General features: G+C 62.4%; 6 protein-coding genes. 3 read left to right on the top strand and 3 right to left on the bottom strand.

Translation table 11 applies throughout. The annotated features are described in order from the left end of the window. Window positions 1–193 precede the first annotated feature (193 nt). From AC3EC3_RS12350 to AC3EC3_RS12340, 3 genes are all read left to right on the top strand, one after another. On the top strand, window positions 194–2,488 hold the full coding sequence (locus tag AC3EC3_RS12350) for a S9 family peptidase (RefSeq protein WP_488489918.1): 2,295 nt from the start codon (window positions 194–196) through the stop codon (window positions 2,486–2,488). Window positions 2,489–2,499: 11 nt separating this feature from the next. Beyond that, window positions 2,500–5,283, top strand: a complete 2,784-nt coding sequence (locus AC3EC3_RS12345) for a DUF5695 domain-containing protein (protein WP_488489917.1) — start codon at window positions 2,500–2,502, stop codon at window positions 5,281–5,283. A 490-nt stretch (window positions 5,284–5,773) separates the two neighbouring features. Next, a complete protein-coding gene (locus tag AC3EC3_RS12340) occupies window positions 5,774–8,641 on the top strand; it encodes a TonB-dependent receptor (RefSeq protein WP_488489916.1) in 2,868 nt (955 codons plus the stop codon). Window positions 8,642–8,773: 132 nt separating this feature from the next. Here AC3EC3_RS12340 and AC3EC3_RS12335 read toward each other — a convergent pair whose 3' ends face one another. The 3 genes from AC3EC3_RS12335 to AC3EC3_RS12325 all read right to left on the bottom strand — a co-directional run bounded on the left by AC3EC3_RS12335 (window position 8,774) and on the right by AC3EC3_RS12325 (window position 16,597). Further along, window positions 8,774–11,101, bottom strand: a complete 2,328-nt coding sequence (locus tag AC3EC3_RS12335; protein WP_488489915.1) for a DPP IV N-terminal domain-containing protein — start codon at window positions 11,099–11,101, stop codon at window positions 8,774–8,776. A 77-nt stretch (window positions 11,102–11,178) separates the two neighbouring features. Beyond that, window positions 11,179–13,635, bottom strand: a complete 2,457-nt coding sequence (gene galA / locus AC3EC3_RS12330) for a beta-galactosidase GalA (protein ID WP_488489914.1) — start codon at window positions 13,633–13,635, stop codon at window positions 11,179–11,181. Window positions 13,636–13,723: 88 nt separating this feature from the next. Continuing rightward, complete coding sequence (locus AC3EC3_RS12325; RefSeq protein WP_488489913.1) at window positions 13,724–16,597, bottom strand: TonB-dependent receptor; 2,874 nt, start codon at window positions 16,595–16,597, stop codon at window positions 13,724–13,726. Window positions 16,598–16,753: the final 156 nt, after the last annotated feature.

Here is a 16,753-nt window from a genome sequence, read left to right as displayed (position 1 = left end):
CCTGGCTCGGGTGCCACATCTACGCACGGCAACTCAATATCTTGTCGTACATTATACTGTATAATATATTTGACCGGCGAGGTTCGGGCTGCTCTAATGCTGCTCCGAAAGGGGATCGGACATGCTGGCGTGCAAACACATCGATGGGGCTCGGAGGAGGCGAATCCTGGCCGGAGCGGTGGGCGGAGTTGCGATGCTCGCCTTCGTATCTCCTGCACTGGCGGGTAGCGCGCCTTCCACCGTTGCGGGTCGCTATGCGCTGGCGGACTGGTACATGAGTGCCAGGATGAAGGCGCTGGTCTCCGACGCCAATATGCGCGCGTCGTTTACGACCGACGGTTCCTCGGTGATCTACCGCAAGGGACCAGCCGGCCAGCGGCAAGTCGAGCGGTTGGACCTGAAGTCCGGTCAGAGTGCTGTCCTGATCCCCGAAGCCGCGCTGGCGGAGCAGGTGTCACAAGTCATCGGCCATCCCGTGCCCGGCGAAGCGCTCGACTTGTCCGATGCCGCATTTGACGGCACTTCCGGCGCGCTGACGTTCATGGCGGCGGACCGCAAGTGGCAGCTCGAACGCGGCGGCAAGCTGACCGCGCTGCCAATGCCTGCCGATGCGCCGGTGGCCGAAGGCTCGATGTCGCCGAACGGACGCTTCCGGGTGGTCGCGCGCAATTATAATCTGGTCGCGGTCGATGTCGCGAGCGGGCGCGAAGTGCCGCTGACCACGGACGGCACGCGTGAACAGCCCTACGGTCGCGGTATTGCCGTGCTGCCGGAAATCCTGAAGCAGGGCACCGAGGAACCGACGATGCCGGTCTCGGTGCGCTGGTCGCCCGATGGCACGAAGATCATGACCTGGCGGCTCGACACGCGCGGCGTCCAGCACCTGACGATGACGCAGGAGAACGTGCAGGGCAGCCTCTATCCGCGCAGCTTCAGCTACATCTATCCGCTCGCGGGCGCCAAGGTGCTGCCCAAGGCCGACCGTCTGGTGATCGACGTTGCTGCCGCGCTGAAGGATGGCGCGGCGCATGTGGTGCCGGTACAGGTGCCGACCGAGCAGATTCTTTACCCCGCCGACCCCGACATGGGCTGGAATCCGGACGGTAGCGGTCGGGTGCAGTGGATCCAGCGCGGCTATGGCAAGCTGGTGGTCTACCGTGTCGATCCTGCCAATGGCGCCGCGAAAGAAGTCGCGGTCGAGGCGGTGAAGCCTATCGTCACCGTGACCTCCAGCATGATCATGCCCGCACCGCAGCTTCACGGCGAACTGGATATCTCCGAGCGCAGCGGGTGGGCGCAACTCTATCTCGTCCGCCCGGACAAGCCGACCGGCGGCACCGCGCTGACTACCGGGCAATGGGAAGTGACGAGCGTCGATCGCGTGTCGGACGATGGCAGGACCATCCTGCTCTCCGGTGTCGGGCGCGAGAAGGATCGCAATCCCTACTGGATGCAGTTCTATCGCCTCGCGACGGGTAACAAGGCGCCGGTCCTGCTGACGCCCGAGCCGCTCGATCATGAGGTGACGGTATCGGACAACGGTGAGTGGTTCATCGATGTGATGTCCAGCCCCACCGCGCCGCCGCGCACCGTGGTCCGCTCGGCTCGCGACGGCAGGATTCTCGCCGAACTCGGCAAGGCCGACACGTCGGCGCTGATGGCGACCGGCTTCACCCCGCCCGAACCGTTCAAGGGCGTTGCGGCAGACGGCAAGACGCCGCTCTACGGGATGATCTATCGTCCGGCGAATTACGATCCGCACAAGCGCTATCCGGTGATCGATAACGTCTACACCGGCCCCACGACGACGGACGTGCCCACGACGTGGGCGATGGCGAACATGACCAGTGTGGAGAGCGTCGCGCAACTGGGCGCGATCGTCGTCCAGATCGATGGCATGGGGACTTCGCGGCGCGGGCAGGCCTTCCGTCTTCCTGCCTACCAGAACCTTGGCGAAGTGGGGCTCGACGATCATATCGGGATGATCCGCCAGATGGCGCAGGCGTGCGGCTGCATGGATCTGGACCGGGTAGGCGTCTATGGTGGTTCCGCAGGCGGTTATGACGCGGCGCGCTTCATCCTGCGGCGGCCCGATTTCTTCAAGGTGTCGGTTGCCTCCTCCGGCAATCACGACCTGCGGCTCGACAAGGCGTGGTGGCCGGAAGTCTCGATGGGCCTTGCCAGCGAGGCGCAGTGGGAGGCCAACTCCAACATGTCGGTGGCCAGGAACCTCAAGGGCCACCTGCTGCTGATCCACGGCGACATCGATGACAACGTACCTGTCACCGAAAGCTTCCATCTGGCGAACGCACTGCTGAAGGCGGGGCGCAATGTCGATATGGTGATCCTGCCCAATACCACCCACGCGGTCTATCAGCCGTTCTTCTGGCGCAAGTTCCGCGATTACTTCACCCAGTACCTCATCGGCGACATGCCGCCCGCCCAGCCTCTCGAACTCGATAGCGCTGCGGCCACCGACGACAAGTGAGCCCTTACCCCATGCGACATTCCTTCCGCCCTTCGCGCAAGTCCGCTCTGGCCGCGTTGCTGCTCGCCTCGGTGGCGACGACGACGCTGACCCTGCCCGTCGATCCCGCGCCCGCGCAGGAGCCGGCCGAGCGTCCCAAGCCGGTCTATCCGCCGATCCGCACCGCGCCGTACAGCGCCGGGCCTTTCGCGATCGCACTTCGCGCCGATACCGGCACGCTCGCCAAACTCTCGCCGCAGAGCGATCCGGGGTTCGACTTCACGCCATCGGGGCGTAATGCCGAGCGTCAGTACGACGGCTATGTCCAACTGGGGGACATCAATCTGCGCCTGCGCGTGCCCGGTGGCGAGTGGCAGGACTTCTCCTCTTCGCACAAGCGCCGCCAGATCGCGTCGCTACCCGCGAAGGGCGAGGTGATCGCAGCTTACGATGTGACGCCCTCGATGACGTCCGGCGCTGTCGGTGCAACGATCCCGCTCAGCGTCCATCGCGAATGGCTGCGCACGGCGAACGGTCTGGCCTTGCGCTTTGTGCTCACGAACACCTCGGCGCAGGCCGTCGAGATCGGTGGGCTCGGGATGCCGATGGTGTTCGACAACATCATCAACGACCGCACGCTTGATCAGGCCCATGCCGAGGCGAGCTTCGTCGATCCCTATATCGGGCGCGATGCAGGCTATCTTCAGGTGACGCGCCTCAACGGCCAAGGCCCGGCACTGCTGGTGATCCCCGAGAAGGGCACACCGCTGGAGGCCTATCGCCCGATCCAGATGCCGCGTCAGGACGACAACATCTTCACCGACAGGACGCAGCGCGGCCAGACCTTCGAAGGCTTCTACGACTGGACCGTCGCCTCGAAGGGCTTTGCCGAGAAGGAATGGAAGAACGCCGGGCAGCAGTGGAACACGCCGACCAGCATCACCCTCAAGCCGGGCGAAAGCCGCACGTTCGGGGTGCGCTTCGTCGAATCCCCCGGCATCGAGGCGATTGAGGATACGCTTCGGGCCAACCATCGCCCGGTTGCCATCGGCGTTCCGGGCTATGTCGTGCCCAGGGATCTTCCGGCCACGCTGTTCCTCGATGCCGCGCGCAAGGTGACGTCCATCGACAGTTTCCCCGAAGGTGCCTTGCAAGCCACCAGGGCCGAGGGCGTCAAGGGCTGGAACCGCTACGAGATCACCGGCAAGACGTGGGGGCAGGCGCGCCTTAACGTCACCTATGCCGATGGCGAAGTGCAGACGGTCAGCTATTTCGTCACCAAGCCGCTGGAGCAGGTGAATGCGGATCTGGGGCATTTCACCACGACGCAGCAATGGTTCGAAGGCGCGGGCGATCCGTTTCATCGTACTCCGGCAATCCTCACCTACGATCGCGAGAAGAACGCCATTGTCACGCAGGAGCCGCGCGTCTGGATCTCCGGCATGAGCGACGAGGGCGGCGCGGGCAGCTGGGTCGCGGCGATGATGAAGCAGCTCGACAATCCCGATCCGGTCGAGGTGAAGAAGCTGGAAACGCTCGTCGACAAGACCGTCGAGGGCGTGTTGCAGGTGCCCGACGGCCCGCAGGCGGGGGCGGTGAAGAAGAGCATTTTCTACTACGATCCCAAGGAGCTGCCCGACTATTACGACAAGGACGCCGACTGGCGTTCGTGGACCTCATGGTCGAAGAAGGACGCGGGCGACCTCGGTCGGGCCTACAACTATCCGCATGTCGCGATCGGGCACTGGGTGCTCTATCGTCTGGCGCGCGATCATACCGGGCTCGTCACCGCGCATGACTGGCGCTGGTATCTGGAGCACGCTTATATCACCACCACGGCGATGATGCGCGATGCGCCGTATTATGCGCAGTTCGGCCTGATGGAAGGCAATGTCTTCGTCTCGATCCTCGACGATCTCAAGCGCGAGGGCATGACCGAGGAGGCCGCCAACATGGGGCGCCTCATGAAGGAGCGTGCCGATCAGTGGGCCAAGGAGAAGTATCCCTTTGGCTCCGAAATGGCTTGGGATTCCACCGGCCAGCCCGAAGTCTATGCGTGGATGCGCTACTTCGATCATATCCCGCAGGCCGACGAGACGCGCGATGTGATCCTGGCCTACGATCCGACGATCCCGAGCTGGGGCTATAACGGTAATGCCCGCCGCTACTGGGACTTCCTCTATGGCGGCAAGGTCGCGCGGATCGAGCGGCAGATCCACCATTACGGCTCGGCACTGAACGCGGTGCCGCTGTTCGAGGCCTATCGGGCCAAGCCCACCGATCTGCACCTTCTGCGCGCCGCCTATGGCGGGTTCATGGGCGGCATCACCAACATCGATCAGCAGGGCTTCGGTTCGGCCGCGTTCCATTCCTGGCCGGACATGATGAAGTGGGACGCCTATACCGGCGATTACGGCATGGGCTACTACGGCCACGCCTATGCGGCGGCGACCTATCTGGTGGACGATCCGCGCTTTGGCTGGCTCGGCTTCGGCGGCATCGTCTCGCCGCAGGGCAAGGTTATCCATATCGAGCCGCACGACGGCGCGCGCAGCCGTCTGTTCGTGGCCCCGGCTGGCCTGTGGATCACGCTGGATGCGGGCAAGATCAAGAGCGCGGATTACGACAGCACGACAGGCGCCGTGACGCTGACACTCGATCCTGCCGATACCGATACGCCAAGCGCCCTGTTCCGGCTTGAACAGACGGTCACAGGGGGCAAGGCCTATAGTCCGTCAAGTGGTGCAGCGCAGCGCGGAGGATGGGTGCTATCCTTGTCCTCTGTACCGACAAGAGTGTTGCTGTCTCCGAAGTGACGGGGCGGCAGGAATTCATAGCCGCCATCTGTAAGAAGAATTTATATTCGCGTTACCAACGGGATGCGCTGCTCAACGAGGCGCATCCCGCCGGTTCAAGAATTGTTGGCCCAGGCCAAACACATAATCGGGAATACTCCGTCAACCGCAGTGACCTGACGTTCGACCCGCTCAGGCAGCCAAATAAGGGAGCAGCCGGAGGGCGCTGTCCCGAAGATACGTCTCAAGATCCGGTGGATCGGACCGGAGCATTTCTGCGGTTTCGATAGCGTCTAGCAGCACAACTATCGGGTAAAACTCAGAAAATCCCGCTTATGCTGTTTTAGCACAGGCCTCCATACAGTCGTTACTGCGCTTGTTGCGATGTAGCAATAAATGCCGCTTGTCCGACAAAGCAGAATCGTATACCTTATTTCGTGTTCGAAATGGACTCCGCCCGTACATGAGGGGCTCTCAAAAAATCACAAAGGGGATATCAATGCACATAAAGATGCGTTTGATGGTGGGGGTGACACTTTCTGCACTGATGGCGATGCCCGTCGCCGCGCAGGCCGCTGATGTCACGGGAACGGTAGCTTCTGACGCGAGTGCCACGAAGGCATCTGCGGCCGAACGGCGCAAGGCGCGTAAGCGGGCAAAAGAAGACAGGCGTGCGCACAAAGATGGAAAGACCGCCGGGCCGGAGAAGAATGACATCGTTGTTCTTGGTCTGAGGGGCAGCCTCGCAACCTCGCGCAACAAAAAGAAGAACGCCAAGCAGATCGTCGATTCAGTCACCGCCGAAGATGCGGGCAAGCTGCCGGATAACAATGTTCCGGAAGCGCTGGCGCGTGTCACTGGCGTAGCGATCGATCGTGTTCATGGTGAGGGTCAGAACATCACGATCCGCGGCCTGTCAGACATTCAGACGACGATCAACGGCAATGACATCGGCGGCGTCGCACGCACCGGCACCGGCGTCGAGGCGGGGATTTCGCCCAGCCGCTCGGTGACGCTGGCGGATATTCCTGCCGAGTTGCTCAAGTCCGTCGACGTCTACAAGACGCGTACTGCAGACCAGATCGAAGGCGGCATTGCCGGTACGGTCAACGTTGAACTGCGCCGTCCGCTCGATCTGAAGAAGGGCTGGACGGTCGCCGGCAGCTACCGCAACGTCAACAGCGACATCGGCAATACCTGGAGCCCTTATGCGAGCCTGCTGGCCGGTTATCGCTTCGATACCGGCATCGGCGAGATGGGTTTCCTCATCAACGCGTCCTACGAGAAGAACAATTACGAAGAAGATTACATCTTCGACGAATCCCCGCAATTGGTGCCGGCCGGTTCAAAGTCGGCGACATCACTAGGTTCTCTGGCAAGCACATTGGCGATTCCATACCGTGTAACTTACGGGGTCGACTCAGGCGATGTAGTGAAGCCTGCGGTAAACCTCGCCTATCAGTGGAAGCCATCTGACCAGCTCGAGTTCGTTCTGGAAGGCTCGTGGTTCGGCACGCGTGAGAACGCAAGCTCCGACATGCTGAGGTTGACCACGAACGACGGGAGCGAAGATTACTCTAACGTCGTGCTGTCCCCATCGGGCGGGATCAAGTCGCTGACCATGACCAATGTCAATGGTTTTACCGGCGGCCCCGAATCTGAATATAGTCGCATCATTTCGAACACCTTCAACGCGAACTTCGAGACCAAATGGCATTCGGACAAGGTGCAGATCAGCGCCAAGGTCCAGTATAACCAGACCAAGGCACATTACCGGCGAACTGATATCCAAGGCCGCTTTGCCGGTGCGACGGTTGCCGATGTCGATTTCGATTCAGATCAGATCCCGGGGGGAGGTCCGTTCATCCAGTTCGATGGCGTCGATTATTCCAATCCCGACGAATACACGATCGGCCAGATTCACGACGAATATGGCAACAGTGGTAACAAGGCCTGGACTGGCCAACTCGATTTCACCGTCGACAGCAGCGACACAGGCTTCTTCCGTTCACTCCAGTTCGGCGGCCGCTTCAGCGCGACGAAGGATTACTATTTCACCGGATATCGTGACGGCGCTTGGCCACTCATGGCCGATCAGCCGCTCATGAGTTCGCTTCCCGGCGCGGTCATGGAGACCACGACGCCGGATATTCCCGGTGTCAGCAGTCCGACATGGTATCATATCGACGCAAAGGCCGTGCAGCAGAACTGGGCCGCCACCCGTGCCTATCTGATGACCTTAAACCCGACGATGTATGACGGCGGGACATATGCCACCGATCTGCCTGCGGCAGATAACTACAACGATTCAAGCAGCAACGAATATACATGGGCGGCCTATGCCCAGTTCAACTATGGCTTCAAGGCTGTCTTCCCGATCGATGGTGTAATTGGTGGCCGTGTCACGAACACCTGGGGCAACAGCGCTGGCACGAATTCTCATACTGTTGAGGATGCGAATGGCGTTTACTCGACAGAGTATACACCATCATACGCCAAGGCCAATTATCTTGACTTCCTGCCCAATGCCAATGCGAACATCCACTTTACGGACAAACTGCAGTTGCGGTTGGGCTATGCATGGAACGTTCAGCGTCCGTCGTTTGCCAATCTAAGCCCGCAGATTACGTATGATGCGACTCAGATCAATAACCCCACGTCCTATGTTTATTCGGGAAATCCGGACCTCAAACCGACGCGTGAACGCAATTATGATGCATCGCTCGAGTATTACTTCGGTCGCGCCGGGCAGCTCTCGATTGATGCTTTCCTGAAGACCCAGAAGGGATTCATCTATTACCAGCTTGGCACTGATCCAGTTGCAGTCGCGGCGTTGGGTGGTAGCGTCCATTATCTTGGTCGTCCCGAGAATGCCGGCCCCGGCAAGACCCAGGGCTTCGAACTCTCCGGGCAATCGTTCTTCGACTTCCTTCCCGGAATCTGGAAGAATTTTGGCATCAATGCCAACTTGACGTTCATTCCTACTGCCACGCTGCATTTGCTTGATTACGGCGTGAACACGTCAGGAGTGTCGATCAAGGATCAGTATCTGGCGCCATACACTTCGAAATATACTTACAATATTGCTCTTTACTACGATACTCCTAAGCTTAGCGCGCGCGTCGCCTGGAACTATCGTTCGCATTACAAGAATGACATTAACCCCTACAGCGCACTATGGCAGGTATACACCAAGCCTACATCGCGCCTTGATGCGGCAATCAACTATACACCGGTAAAGTTCTTCACCTTCACGGTGGAAGGTACAAACTTGCTTCGTAATTATCAGAACCAGTATTACGGTGCGCTCGAAGGCTTGCCTGTCGGTGCGCGTGTTCAGGCCCGCACCATCCAGTTGGGCGCGCGCTTCCGCTTCTGACCCTTTCCGACCGGTTGGCGCGCAGCATCTTCCCTCCCGCTGCGCGCTGGCCAGCCCGACTGAAAAGGCCGCGAACACCCCCGTGTTCGCGGCCTTCTTTTTTGCCTGCCGTGCGGAAGGGTATTGCCGGGGTCAGTGTCCCGGCGCGGTTTCGGTGTTGAAGTTCGGCGTCGCCTCGCCTGCCAGATTGCGCAGGAAGAAGGTGAACTGGCGCCGCGCGACATAGTCGATCGGGCCGGTTGAGCGCCCGACGGAATGCTCGGCGCCGGGCACGTCGAGCAGCTCGAAATCCTTGTTCGCCTTGATGAGAGCATTGACGACCTGCAGCGAGGAGGACGGATCGACGTTGCTGTCCTGCTCGCCGAAGATCATCAGCAGCTTGCCGCTCAGGCGCCAGGCGTTGTCTACGCCCGAGGCTGCCGAGTAGCTGGCATCGACCGGCCAGCCGAGCCACTGCTCGTTCCAGCTGATCTTGTCCATGCGGTTGTCGTAGCAGCCCGCATAGGCGACGCCGACCTTGTAGAAATCGCCATGGAACAGCAGCGCGTTGAGCGTGCTCTGACCGCCAGCCGATGCACCGTAGATGCCGACGCGGGTGATGTCGTAGGCCGGGTTCGCCTTGGCCATGGCCTTGTGCCAGAGGATGCGGTCGGGGAAGCCGGAATCCGCGAGGTTCTTCCACGCCACATCCTGGAATGCCTTGGAGCGGTTGGCGGTGCCCATGCCGTCGATCTGCACGACGATGAAGCCAAGGTCCGCCTGCTCCTGCATGCCGATCACCTTGTCGCCACCCGAATGGTAGCCGAACGGCCAGAAGTCCTTGGGCACGAAGCTGTCGTGCGGTCCGGCATAGATGTTCTCGATCACCGGATACTTCTTGGTCGGGTCATAGTCGCGCGGATAGACGGCAAGCCCCCAGATATCGGTCTTGCCGTCGCGCCCCTTGGCGACGAAGACCTGCGGTGCCTTGAACCCGGCGGCGTAGAGCGCGCTCGCATCGCCCTTGGTGATCGTGGCGATCAGCTTGCCGGTGGCGGCATCGTGAAGCTCGGACACGTTGGGCAGGTCGACGCGCGAATAGTTGTCGACGAACCAGCGCATGTCCGGTGAGAAGCTGACGGCGTGATCCGCTTTGGCAGAGGTCAGTTCGACAAGGTGCGAGCCGTCGAAGTCGATGCGATAGTAATGCTTGAAATAAGGGTCTTCGCCCGCGTTCACACCGCTTGCCGCGAACCAGATCTGGCGCTTGGCATCGTCGATATGGACGATATCACGCACCACCCAGTTGCCGGTGGTGATGCGGGTCTTCACTTTTCCGGTGGCGCCGTCGATCAGGTAGAGGTGGTTCCAGCCATCGCGCTCGGAGGCCCAGATCAGCTCCTTGCCGAGCCCGTTCACATCGTGGACGAAGCGGCGATCGGCATAGACGAAGGTCTTGGCGTTCTCGGTCACGGCAGCGTGGGCCGCGCCGGTTTCGCCATCGACGGCGATGACCTTCGCCTGCTGGAAGCCGCGCTTCACATAGTCGAACTCGGCGCTCTTGCCGTCGCTACGCCAGCGCGGGGCGGAGAGCTGATAGGGATTGGGGAACAGCGCCGGATCGATGTCCGTCTGCTTCTTTGCCGTTACATCGAACAGCACCGGCTGCTCCTGATCGACCGCATCGCCGGGCTTGGGATAGAGCTGGCTACGCAGTTCTGGCTGGCGCTGGTCGTCGGGCGAGGACAGCACGCGCAGGACATGGCGCGCATAGCCGGGACGCACGCGATAGATCATCAGGTGGCGGCTGTCCGGCGACCAGGCGATGGTTTCGGGATCGTAGAAATTGCCGGGCGAACCATCGGTGCTGAGCGTCGTCAACTCGGGCGAGCCTGCCGCGCGCACGACGAGGTTGTCGCCCTGCACGAAGGCTTCCCACTTGCCGTCGGGCGAGAGGCGAGGGTGGTTATCTGCCGGAACCGAGAGATCGCGCACTACGTCGAAACCGCGCGGGCGACCGGGCCATGTCAGCTTTTCACAGGTGTAGTCGGCAAGGTCGCAGCGATAGGCAGTCTCGTCGACCTCGAAAGTGATCGCATTCGCGCCGTCGTAGTCGAACTCCTCGAACGGCAGACGCAGCGGGGCAATCGTTTCGCCCAATGTCTTGCCGAGCGCGATGGCGAGGCGGGCGTGATCGAAGGCGGGCGTCTTGGCGAGGGTCGCCACGTCCACCGTTTCGAACGCGAAACCGCCCGCAACGGTCTTGCGATAAGAGAAGTGCGTGCCGTCCGGGCTCCAGTGCGCGGGCCATGCCACTTCGCGCGTCAGGTACTCCCAGTTTTCGCGCAAGTGGACCGAGCGCTCGATGGCGGCGCGCCCAGTGGTATCGTTGGTGTCCTGTGCCAGCGCGGGTTGCGTCAGCGAGGCGGCGGCCATGGCGAGCACGGCGCCGGTGGCGAGAAGCGGGATGCGAAGGGTCATGGGTCCGATCGGATGGCTACGGAAAAGATGAAAAATACCGTATACCAAATGATCGTGCACGCAACCCTGCGCAACCTTCAGGCCCGCACGAAAGCCAGTGCGCCGCCTGTTAAACCTTCAGCCGTGGCCCGAATGCGCAGCGGACCGCTTCCCGGCCCGGCCTGCACCACCGCCGCGCACAGGCCGTTGAAGGCGCTGCGCGTATCGGCATGATCCGGCTCCAGACAGCGCGGGTCGCCGTTGCCGACGCCAAGCAGCGCGAGGTCGCCCTCCAGCGTGAAATGCACGCGGTTGCTGGCATCAGGCACTTCGCGGCCCCTGGCATCGAGGATGGCCGCGCGCACGAGGCCGACGTCGCCCGCCGCCAGCGCCTTGCGATCACATGTCAGCGCAACGCGGGACGGGGTGCCGGTGGTCTCGCGACGCTGGACCATGACCTGCCTGCCGCCGCTGAAGCCGCGCGCCTCGATATGGCCGGGGGCGTAGGCGACCTGCCATTCGAGGTGCCGGCCATGCTCCACGCTCTTGCGACCGAGGCTGCGCCCGTTGCACAGCAGTTCGACCTCCTCGCAATTGGCGTGGACCCAGACGGCGACATTCTGGCCCTCGCGCCCGGTCCAGTTCCAGTGCGGGAACAGGTGCAGCACCGGCTTGCCGCTCCACCAGGCGCGGTAATACCAGTAATTGTCCTTGGGGAAGCCGCATAGGTCCATCTGGCCGAAGTTGCTGCTGTTCTCGGGCCAGCGCTCGTAAGGCGTGGGTTCGCCGCGATAATCGAAGCCGGTCCACACGAACCCGCCCGCCAGAAACGGGCGTGCATCGTAGAATGTCCACCAGCGCTCGGCAGTGGTGGCCCAGCGAGGGTATTCGCTGTCATAGGCGGGAACGAGCCCGGCCTTGTCGTCGCGCGCATAGACGCCACGCGCCATCACCGTGCTGCCCGTCTCGGTGCCGATCATCGGCTTGTCGGGATGGGCGGCGTGATAGGGATCGATGGCGTCGAGGAAGTAGTTGCAGCCCATCACGTCGAGCACCGGGGAGGCGCCTTCGCCGAACTTGCCGTTGAACGCCTCGGTAACGGGGCGGGTGCCATCGAGTTCGTAGACGCGGCGCTTCATCGTGGTGGCGATGCGCAGGCCGGTGGCGGTGCCGCGATGGATTTCCTCGTTGCCGATGCTCCAGATGAACACGCAAGGGTGATTGCGGCCCTGCCGCACCACGCGCTCCAGCTGGCTCATGCCTTCGGCATTGCTCGACATCTGGCGTGTCTCGTCCATCACCAGAATGCCCATCTCGTCGCAGGCGTCGAGGATCGCGGGCGCGGGGGAGTGGTGCGTCGAGCGATAGGCGTTGGCGCCCATCTCGCGCAGCTTTTCCAAGCGCCAGCGGTGGAGGCTGTCCGGCACGGCAAAACCGACGCCTGCGTGATCCTGATGGTTGCAGGTGCCCTTGATCTTGACCGGGCGACCGTTGAGGAAGAAGCCCTTGTCGGCATCGAAGTGGATCGTGCGCAGGCCGAAGCGGCAGGTGTCGCGGTCGAGCAGCGTGTCGCCATCGAGGATGTCCGACACCAGCGTGTAGAGATGCGGCGTGTCCAGATCCCACAGCTTCGCCTCGGCGATCGCGGCGGTCTGGTTGACGGTCCGGCTGCTCCATGCGGCGAGTTCGACAGGTTCGGACAGAACCTCTGCGGCGACTGTTCCGTCAGGCCCCAGCGCGCGTGAGCGCAGGCGGATCGTGCGCGCCTCGCCCTGATTGTCGATCTCGGTATCGAGGGTGAGCCGCGCTGCGGTGCCCTGAATGTCGCTGCGCACGCGGGCGCCCCACTGGCGGACATGGGCGGGCGCGGCCTTCACCAGCCGCACCGCGCGATAGAGCCCCGCGCCTTCGTAGGACCATGCCTCGCCAAGGCTCACGTCGCAGCGGATCACCAGCACGTTGGTCTCTCCGGGGCGGGCGAAGTCGGTCACGTCGAGGCGGAACGGCGCATAGGCGCTTTCGTTGGTGCCGACGATGAAGCCGTTGAGAATGACGATGCAGTCGCGCGAGACGCCATCGAATTCCAGTGCGATCCGGCGACCGGCGTCGCCGGCAGCAATCGGGATCTCGCAGCGATACCAGCCCACGCTGGTTGCGGGCCACAGACGGCCCAGCGGCTTGAAGCCCTGATAGGCACCGGTCTTGTCTGCATCGGAGCCTGCGGGGCCGAACTGCTCGAAGGGCAGGTCGACAGCCCAGTCGTGCGGCAGGCGCACGGATTGCCAGCCACTCGCATCGAAGTCCGCATTGGCGACGGGCGTCCCGACATCGCCGGACTTGCCGTACGTGTCATGGCTGGCGCCGACGCCGAAGTCCTTTGCCGGGTCGGACGCGTGGCCGAGGTGAAAGCGCCAGTCGCCGAGCGCGGTGATCTCGCGTGGTCCCGTGTCGGGCCTGACAGTTGCAGCAGCGCGGGCGATGGTGCCGGGGGCGAGAGCGGCCAATCCGGCAGCCCCGGTGGAGCCCAGCAAAGTACGACGGGAAACGACGGTCATCGGCAGGGCCTCTCCAGGCGATTTCTTGAATCAAAAAAAACGGTGTGTCTCCTGCATGATAGCAGGAGACACACCGTCAGGGCAGGGTTCAGAACTGGACCGAGGCGCCGACGAAGATCGAACGACCAAGCGCGTCGTAGACACCGGGGTAGGTGTTGCCGTTGCCGAAGCTGCTCAGCACGCCCTCGACGACCGCCGGCGGGTCCTTGTCGAACAGGTTGTTGACGCCCGCACGCAGGGTCAGCTTGTTGTCGAAGGTGATCGTACCGGCCAGATCGAAGTAGTTGTAGGCCTTGATCTTGGCGTCGTAGGCATTCGCCGCCCCGGTGTCCGAGAGCTTGACGGAGCCAAAGTAGCGCCATGCCAGCGAGAGCGAGGCCTTGTTCGGCCCTGCGAAGTTGAGCGTGGTGCGCAGCTGATGGCGCCACTTGGGCGAAGGTTCGCCGCAGGTATAGCCGTAAAGCCCCTTGCAGGTATACGTGCCCAGGCCCGGCAGCGGCTCGGTGGTCAGCGACGTCAGGTACGAGCCGACCAGATCGAAGTCGAGCGAGCCCAGCTTGCCCAGCGGCAGGTTGTAGTTGCTGGTCACGTCGATGCCCGAGGTCATCAGGTAGCCGGTGTTGAGCGTGGTGGCCACGACATAGCCCTGATCGCCGAAGATCACGCCGCTGCGCGGATCGCGGTGGAACAGCCCGCAATAGTACGGATCGCCGGTGGTCGCGCACTGGTTGATGGTGAGCGAGGGGTCGATGGTCGAGATGTAGTCGTTGACCTTGATATGATAGTAATCGACCGAGAGGCTGAAGCGACGCAGGGCACGCGGTGTCAGCACCAGGCCGATGGTGTAGGTGTTGGCCTTCTCCGGCTTCACGTCGCGGTTACCGCCGTATTGCTCCACGCAAAGCCCCGCCGGACACTGGATGATCGAACCGTATTGCGACGCGGTGACGCCGGTACGCTCGCATGCCTCCAGCGAAAGCGTCGGGCTGGCTCCGGCGCACGGGTCCACGCCCGTCACGTTGCCAAGGCTGACGGCGCCGAACAGTTCCGAGATGTTGGGCGCACGTATCGCGCGGTTGAAGCTGGCACGCAGGCGCAGGTCCGGCGTCGGTGCGTAGGACAGCTCTCCCTTGAAGGTCCAGGCCTCGAAGTGCGACTTGAAGCCGGTGGACTGCTGCGAGTTGTCGTACGACGAATAGCGCAGGCCGCCGTTCAGCGTCAGATCGTGGATGAACGGCCGGTCCGAAACCAGCGGCACTTCGATTTCGCCGTAAGCCTCGTTCACCGCGATCACGCCGTCGGAATTGGTCGTGCCGGCCTGCTGCGCGATCTCGTCGGCGGTGAACACCAGCGTTTCGCGGCGATGTTCGAGGCCGAGAGACAGGCCGATGCCCCGGTTCGCGAACGGCGACTGGATGCCGTAGCTGGTCAGGTCCGCGCTGAGGTTGCCCGACCATACGGTCTGCGTGTTGCGGCTCTTCGTCGAACTGGGCGAGAAGATGTACTGCAGGTTGGTCGGGTCGATCGACGAGGACGAGAAGATGTCGAGCGGCAGACAGCTCGGGTCGGTGCCGTCGACCACCGACTGGCAGGTCGGCACGCCGTTCACGTTCACGACGTCGATGGCGCGTTGCGCCTTCACGTTGTCGACGTTGTTGAGGTAGGTTTCGTTGTAATAGACTTCCGAACGCAGGAAGTTGACATCATACTTGATGCCGGTCGCGATTTCGCCGCGCACGCCTGCCGAATAGCGATAGTCCTCATGCCGCAGGTCGTCGCGGCGCGGCGTGGTCAGGCGATAGCCTATGAAGGCGTCCTCGGTCTGCGAGGTGCCCGCAGCCGATCCGCACAGGGTCTGCGCCTGTCCTGCGCCGAGATAGGGGTTGTCGCAGTTGATCGAGAAGGTCGTGCCCTGGAAGAAGGCCGAAGGCGCCACCTGCGAGAAGGTGTGGTCGCGCATGTACATGAAGTCGCCATAGACTTCCGCCGCCGGGCTGATCTCGAAGTGGCCCATGGCGCCTGCGGTATAGCGCTTGTCCGAACGCTGGAAATAGTTCGAGGGCGAGTAGTTGTAGAGGTAGCTGGAATCGTAAGGCGCCCAGGTATGCGCGCCGTCCTTGGTGTTGTTGTAGGTCTTGCCCTGGTTCGGGCCGCTCAGCGGCGTGAACAGGCCCCATGTGTTGTTGCTGGAGCCGCCGCACAGCAGGCCGGTGCCGGCATCGTCAGTGGGATCGAGCGCGCAGGCCGAAATGTCGCGGCTGTCCTGCGTGATTGGATTGGTCTGGCGATAGCCGCCATAGACGGTGATGTTGCCGCGCCCGTCTGCGAAGTTCTTGCCGAACGAGGCGTTGACGTCGAGCTTGCCGCCATCGACCACCGAGGAGGGCGCCGTCGCATAGCCCTGTCCCGCCACGATACCGCGCAGATAGCTGTTGTTGTTATTGTGCTGGAACAGGCTGTTCTGGAAATCCATGCGGAAGCCGTCGAGGTCTTTCTTCAGCACGAAGTTGACCACGCCCGAAACGGCGTCCGAACCATAGACCGCCGAGGCGCCACCGGTGACGACATCGATCCGGTCGATCAGCGAGGAGGGCACGAAGTTGGTGTCCACAGCCTGCTGCGGCAGCATGCGGCGCCCGTCGATCAGCAGGAGCACGCGGCTTGAGCCCAGATGGCGCAAGTTGACGTTCGAGGTGCCGTCCGACCCGTTCGAGACGTTCTCGTTCGCATCGGCGGTGAACTGCGGCATCCGGTTCAGCACGCTTTCCACGCTCGTCGCGCCCTGCAGGCTGATCTCGTTGCTGCTGACGGTCGAGAGCGGGCTGTTGCTGGTCTGGTCGGGACGCTGGATGCGCGTACCGGTCACGACGATCGCGTTTGAGGCAGGGTCGCTGGCGGTGTCTGCCCCCGCACCGTCCGTCGTCTGCGCATGGGCGGCGCCACATGCAAGGCCAACAGCCATGGCGCCCGCGGCCGCCGAAAGTCGCATTATTGCATGAAGGTGTCGCATTGCATTTCCATTCCCGTCCCTGTGATCAGGCGTATGCAACATAAATGACACGGTATGTCAAATATCGTATACGGTATCTTGAGTGTTGCGGTTTCGCCGCTGGGAACG

It is taken from the genome of Novosphingobium sp. BAM6, assembly GCF_057784955.1.
This window is presented reverse-complemented; position numbering and strand designations above follow the sequence as displayed.